The organism is Candidatus Cloacimonadota bacterium (assembly GCA_028706475.1).
In the GTDB taxonomy this organism is placed as follows: Bacteria; Cloacimonadota; Cloacimonadia; order Cloacimonadales; family Cloacimonadaceae; genus UBA5456.
In genome coordinates, this window is the sequence record JAQWBI010000070.1 from 1 (window position 1) to 6,031 (window position 6,031).

Annotated in this window: 5 protein-coding genes; all 5 read right to left on the minus strand. The window is 45.0% G+C overall.

The window, feature by feature from the left end; translation table 11 throughout:
- Positions 1–256: 256 nt before the first annotated feature.
- Entirely contained in the window at positions 257–1,225 is a 969-nt protein-coding gene (locus PHF32_08380; protein ID MDD4560733.1) for a KpsF/GutQ family sugar-phosphate isomerase, read from the minus strand.
- Positions 1,222–3,126 (minus strand): threonine--tRNA ligase, encoded by a 1,905-nt coding sequence (gene thrS / locus PHF32_08385; GenBank protein ID MDD4560734.1) that lies wholly within the window; start codon positions 3,124–3,126, stop codon positions 1,222–1,224. The genes PHF32_08380 and thrS overlap by 4 nt, the downstream gene beginning before the upstream one ends.
- Before the next feature lie 45 nt (positions 3,127–3,171).
- Positions 3,172–5,256 carry a heavy metal translocating P-type ATPase gene (locus PHF32_08390; protein MDD4560735.1) on the minus strand — a complete coding sequence of 695 codons (2,085 nt, stop codon included), beginning with the start codon at positions 5,254–5,256 and terminating at the stop codon, positions 3,172–3,174.
- Positions 5,253–5,606: a metalloregulator ArsR/SmtB family transcription factor gene (locus PHF32_08395; GenBank protein ID MDD4560736.1), complete on the minus strand. Its 354-nt coding sequence runs from the start codon at positions 5,604–5,606 to the stop codon at positions 5,253–5,255. Before PHF32_08395 ends, PHF32_08390 begins: the two co-directional genes overlap by 4 nt.
- A gap of 142 nt (positions 5,607–5,748) precedes the next feature.
- Positions 5,749–6,031, minus strand: a 283-nt coding sequence (locus tag PHF32_08400; protein ID MDD4560737.1) for a hypothetical protein, incomplete at its 5' end; no start/stop codon positions are given.

Below are 6,031 nucleotides of genomic sequence, written 5' to 3' on the forward strand. Positions count from 1 at the left end.
AACACCTCGTTGTTATTCCTTGCCTAAAGCATAAAGCAACAATAATATACGAGGTGTTTTTGTCAAGAAGTATTTTAAGCTATTTTACTGCCTCTCAATCACATGGGCTACTGGGAAAGATTAGTAAGTTAAGGGGGTGGACTTCAGACAACACATAGTTTCCACTCCTGCTAATTGAAGTCAATGTTTATTCGCTCGTTTAAAATAGATATCCAGGATGTTGCTCCAGAGCATTGTTTGGGTTAAATAGAGAGACTTATACTACTCCGGCGCGGATAAGATCGTGCATGTGAAGGATACCGACAGCTTTGCCTTCATCGTCCACTATTGGCAGCATGGTAATGGAGTGTTGTTCCATCATTGCCAAAGCACTTACTGCCAACACTTCGGCAAAGCTATGTTTGGGACTCTTGGTCATGCATTCAACAGCACAATGGCGTAACAATTCATCGCCTTTGATTTGCAATTGCCTACGTAGATCTCCATCCGTAATGATACCGGTCATATACCCCTGTTCATTCTCGACAACTGTGCATCCCAGCTTCTTACCGGTCATCTCCAGGATGGTTTCGCTCATCAGAGTATCTTCGTGTACCCGGGGTAAAGCATCTCCATAATGCATCAAATCTTTTACTTTCAGCAGCAGACGCTTGCCGATAGCTCCTCCGGGATGAAAGCGGGCAAAATCGTTCAGAGAGAAATTCTTATCTTTCAGTAGGGCAATAGCGAGAGCATCCCCCAGCGCTAAGGCCACGGTGGTGCTGGAAGTGGGAACCATCCCCAGTGGTTCTAAATCGGAATCCACTTTTGTGCAGAGCACGGCATCAGATGCTTTTGCCAATTGAGAATCCGGATTGCCGGTGAGGCTGATTAGCGGAATTCCGATGAACTTAATAAACGGAATTATCGCCAGCATCTCCGATGTGTTCCCGCTGTTTGATATGGCCATTACCACATCCATGGTTGATAGCATGCCCAAATCTCCGTGAATTCCTTCTGCAGCATGCAGAAAGATGGAGCTTGTGCCTGTGCTGGCCAAAGTAGCGGATATTTTGCGAGCAATGATGCCTGCTTTACCGATTCCCGTTACCACCACTTTGCCCTTACAGTTTCGCAACAAAGAAAAGGCGTGTTCCAGTTGTGTCTGATCAAGCTCTTCCGCCACCGTAGTGATGGCGGAAGCTTCTTTCAAGAGTTCTTCTTTGATGTTATCAACGATGCTCATAATTCTTTCTTGATCTGATCAAGCGCGTGGGAATAATCCATTGCTCCCAAATCGCCTTGAGTGTGCCGCCGTAAAGTGAGAGTTCCCTCTTCGGCTTCTTTCTTCCCGATGATACACATATAGGGGATCTTCTTCAGCTCAGCTTCGCGGATTTTGTATCCTATCTTCTCACTTCGAATATCTATTTCGCAACGAAAACCTTCGGCCTGCATCTTGTCCTGAATACTCTTGGCATACTCCAATTGGGCATCAGTGATCGGTAGGATCATTATCTGCACCGGAGCCAACCACAAAGGTAGATTGCCTCCGTGATACTCCAGAAGAGTGGCAAAGAAACGCTCCACCGAGCCCAATACCGCCCGGTGAATCATGTATGGCCTATGTGCTTGATTGTCTGCGCCTATATATTGCATATCAAAGCGTTCCGGTAGGTTGAAATCAAACTGGATGGTAGTACATTGCCAAGCTCTACCGATAGCATCTTTGATCTTGATATCTATCTTGGGACCGTAGAAGGCACCGCCACCTTCATCAACACTAAATTCCAAACCCAACTTGTTCAGAGAAGCCTTCAAACTCTCGGTTGCCATATCCCAATCCGAAACCTCTCCCACAGAGGCTTCCGGCTTGGTGGAGAGAAAGATCATAAACTCTTGAAAACCAAAACTCTTGAGCATATTCAGAGAGAATACTATCAATTTTTCAACTTCATCGCTTACTTGATCTGGAGTACAGATAATGTGAGCATCGTCCTGAGTAAAGCCGCGAACGCGCATCAGGCCATGTAATACACCGCTTCTTTCATAACGATACACAGTACCCAATTCTGCAAGTCGTACAGGTAATTCACGATAGCTGTGATGATTGGCATTGTATATACTCAGGTGAAAGGGGCAGTTCATCGGCTTTATGTAATAATCCTGACCTTCCACATCCATGTTTGAATACATGTTTTCTTTATAAAATCCCAAGTGACCGCTGGTCTGCCATAGATTACTACGACCTACATGGGGAGAATATACCAATTTGTAACCGTTCTTCAGATGAGCATCTTTCCAATAGGCTTCAATGAGATGGCGAATCATTGCTCCATTGGGATGCCAGAGCACCAAGCCTGCACCCACTTCTTCGCTTATGGAGAATAGATCCAGATCCCTACCCAGCTTTCGGTGGTCTCGTTTGGCAGCTTCTTCCAAAAAATGCAAGTACTCTTTCAGTTCTTTGTTACTGGGAAAGCTGATACCATAAATGCGCTTCAGCATTTTGTTCTTTTCATCGCCGCGCCAATATGCTCCAGAACTCTTCAACAGCTTTACTGCTTTGATTTTACCTGTCGAGGGGATATGTGGTCCTCTGCAGAGATCAATGAAGTCTCCCTGACTGTAAGTGCTAATCACCTGGTCATCAGGAATGTCTTCCAGGATCTCTACTTTGTAATGCTCATTCATACCTTTGAAGATTTCCATGGCTTCTGCTTTGCTTAGCTCTTTGCGATGGTATGGCAGATCTAGTGCGCTCAGTTCCTTCATGCGATCTTCAATCTTCAATAGTTCTTCGTCGCTAAAGGACTCCTCGCGGTCAAAATCGTAGTAAAAGCCTTGTTCGATGGCCGGGCCTATGGTTACTTGAACCTCGGGCCAGAGCTGCTTTACAGCTTGAGCCATCAAGTGAGCGGTGCTGTGCCAATACAGCTCTTTACCTTGTTCGGTTCTAAAAGTATGGATCAAAAGTTCGGCATCGCTTTCTATCATGGTGTCTATATCACACAATTTGTGGTTAATTTCTGCTGCTAATGCGGCATCCGCCAAGCGGGGACTGATGTCATTAACCACTTGCAAGGCGCTAATTGCAGACGGGTACTCTCGTTTGCTTCCATCCGGAAGACTTATGATTACGGCCATTATCTCTCCATATCAGTCAATGTATCTTTCCAAAATCTTTGATGCTTATTTCTTGTCAAGCATCCTGTCGATTCTGCTTAGTCCAAGGCTATTAAAGATCACCAACAGGGTCACTCCCACATCCGCTATGATAGCTTCCCACAAACCACTGATACCTGCAATACCCAATGCCATCACCAGTATTTTAATGGCTAGAGCTAATACTATGTTTTGCCAAACCTTTCGGTTTGTAGCCCGGGACAGTTTGAAAGCCTGAACCAATTGTATGGGTTTGTCGTTTAGTAACACGATATCAGCGCTGTCGATGGAAGCTTCAGCACCAATGGCGCCCATGGCTATGCCAATATCCGCTCTGGCAAGGACTGGAGCGTCATTCATTCCATCTCCGATGTAGGCAACTCTATGATTACTCTCATGTATAATGCTCTCTAAAGCTTGCAGTTTATCTGATGGAAGCAACTCGGATTTAAAGCCGTCCAAACCCAGTTCTTTCGCCACATGAGCTGCTCTTACCTGTTTGTCTCCGGATAACATGTACATGGACTTTACTCCCTGCTTTCTTAGGGATGCAAGGCTCTTTGGCATATTGTCTTTGATCTCATCGTTGAATCCTGCTGCTCCCAAATAAGTGTTGTCCACAGCCACGTGTACGCTGCTATATTCCTTTGTGTCCTCAAAATCTTTGAAGCCTTCCGCTTCCAAAAAGCTTTGCGATCCCGCCAGATAGTTGTGTGAGTCGTACACTAACCGCACACCTTTCCCTGCGTGTTCCTTAAAGCTGTGTAGCAAAGAGCTGTCATAGGGCTCATCCAGCGCTTTCTTCACTGCCAGAGCGAAGGGATGCATGGAGTTTTGCTCGCAGATATACAATGCTCGTTGTAATTCTATTTCCGTAACATCTGCTGCGGGATGCAAGGTTTGAAGTTTAAGATTGCCGCTGGTGAGAGTACCTGTTTTATCGAATACAAGGCTTTGAATCCGTCTCAAACCATCCAGAAATATACTTCCCTTGAAGATGATACCCTTTCGGGCAGCGATCCCAATTCCAATGTAGTAGGTGAGAGGAATGGATATCACCAGGGCACAGGGGCAGCTTACGATCAGAAACACCAATGAGCGTTTGAACCATATTGCTGCAGGATAACCTAAAATGGTGGGCAGTATAAACACAACAAATGCCAACGCTACAACAATCGGAGTATATACTCGGGAAAATCTAGTTATAAAGCGTTCCTGGCGGGATTTTCGGGTAGAAGCATTATCGATGAGTGAGAGGATGCGGGATACCATACTTTCAGATTCTTCATGGCTTACCCGAATCTCCAGTAATCCCCCTTGATTCATACAGCCGGCATATACATGATCTCCAGGTTGAACAGCTACAGGAGCAGATTCTCCGCTGATACTGGAAGCATCCAAACTGCTTTCGCCCTTTAGTACCTCTCCGTCCAGGGGGATGCGCTCACCGGGATACACCAGCAGGATGCTTCCCTTGCTTATTTCTCCCAGCTTTATGTCCTTTGTACCGCTATCACACTCTAGATGTGCCATTTCAGGCTTTAGTGATATAATCGAGGAAACTGTAGTTCTGCTGCGAGAAATGGCTTTGGCTTCCAGATATTGTCCTAATTCATACAAGGCGATTACGGCAATAGCTTCGGTGTATTCTCCCAGATACACTGCTCCCAGGCTGGCGACGCTCATCAGGAAATGCTCTGCCAAAAGCTTTCGGGAAAAGACTTCTTTGAGCGCGCTATGCAGTACTCTGCCGGCTACCATCAGATAAGCCAATAGCATCAGGATGGTGGTGACAATGGCTGAAAAGGAGAAGATACTGGCTATCAGCCATAGTCCTATACCCATGAAAATCACTTTGGCATAATGCGACTTACCGGCTCTCACAGGTTCTTCTTGGTCTGTAATGGTTACTCCCGGCTCGATGCTTGATGCGATTCGATTCAGCTTTTCCAAAGCCTTGTCGCTTTTTTTATGATATTGTATCACCAAACGTTTGTTGATAAAATCCAGATTTGCCTGCTTTACTTCAGCCAGGTTCGATATTTCGCCTTCGATTTTGGCACTGCAACCGGCACAGTCAAGGTTGTTTACACTGTACTCTTTTATAATCATGCTTCCTCTAATACGTGGTCCAGAGCTACCTTAAACAGACTTTGGATGTGATCGTCGTCCAGCGAATAGTACAACACAGTGCCTTCACGACGGTACTTCACCAAGCGACTCAAACGCAATATCTTCAGCTGATGAGACACTGCAGATTGTCCCATATTTGCCAAAGCAGCTAGATCGGCTACGCATAATTCTGCTCTTGAAAGATAATGCAGCAGTGTAAGACGGGAGGGATCACCAAAAACCTTGAAGAATTCGGCTAGTTTTCCTATTGTGTCCGGATGGGGCAGAGCTGCTTTAATCTCAGCTATATCCTTGTCTGATATTAGTTTGCATAAGCATTCATCAGTCATAATATCTCCTATATATGAGTATATGTTCATATATAGGAAGGAATGGATTCTCGTCAAGCTTTTTCTCAACCATTCAGCAAATTGGGATAATGGAGACTATAAAGTCTCACCGAATATAAACCCTCACTGAAAATATAAAGAGTCACCGAAAATTGCAAATCGGATCACTGAAAATTGCAAATCGAGGGAAAGTGGTTTTTTTGAGCTCTCTTTTCTGTCCATTTAGGTCACCGAAAATTGCAAATCGATCACCGAAAATTGCAAATCGATCACCGAAAATTGCAAATGGATCACCGATAATTACAAATAAAGAGTCACCGAAAATTGCAAATCGATCACTGAAAATTGCAAATTGGATTTTGGGTAGGGCTTTGACTGATATCATACCAGCATAAAAAAATATCGTGGGGAGCACCGGGCGGTGT

What these genes read in the sequence shown, in the direction of transcription:
- PHF32_08380 (MDD4560733.1), bottom strand. Translation starts at nt 1,225, where the DNA reads ATGAGCATCGTTGATAACATCAAAGAAGAACTCTTGAAAGAAGCTTCC.
- thrS (MDD4560734.1), bottom strand. Translation starts at nt 3,126, where the DNA reads ATGGCCGTAATCATAAGTCTTCCGGATGGAAGCAAACGAGAGTACCCG.
- PHF32_08390 (MDD4560735.1), bottom strand. Translation starts at nt 5,256, where the DNA reads ATGATTATAAAAGAGTACAGTGTAAACAACCTTGACTGTGCCGGTTGC.
- PHF32_08395 (MDD4560736.1), bottom strand. Translation starts at nt 5,606, where the DNA reads ATGACTGATGAATGCTTATGCAAACTAATATCAGACAAGGATATAGCT.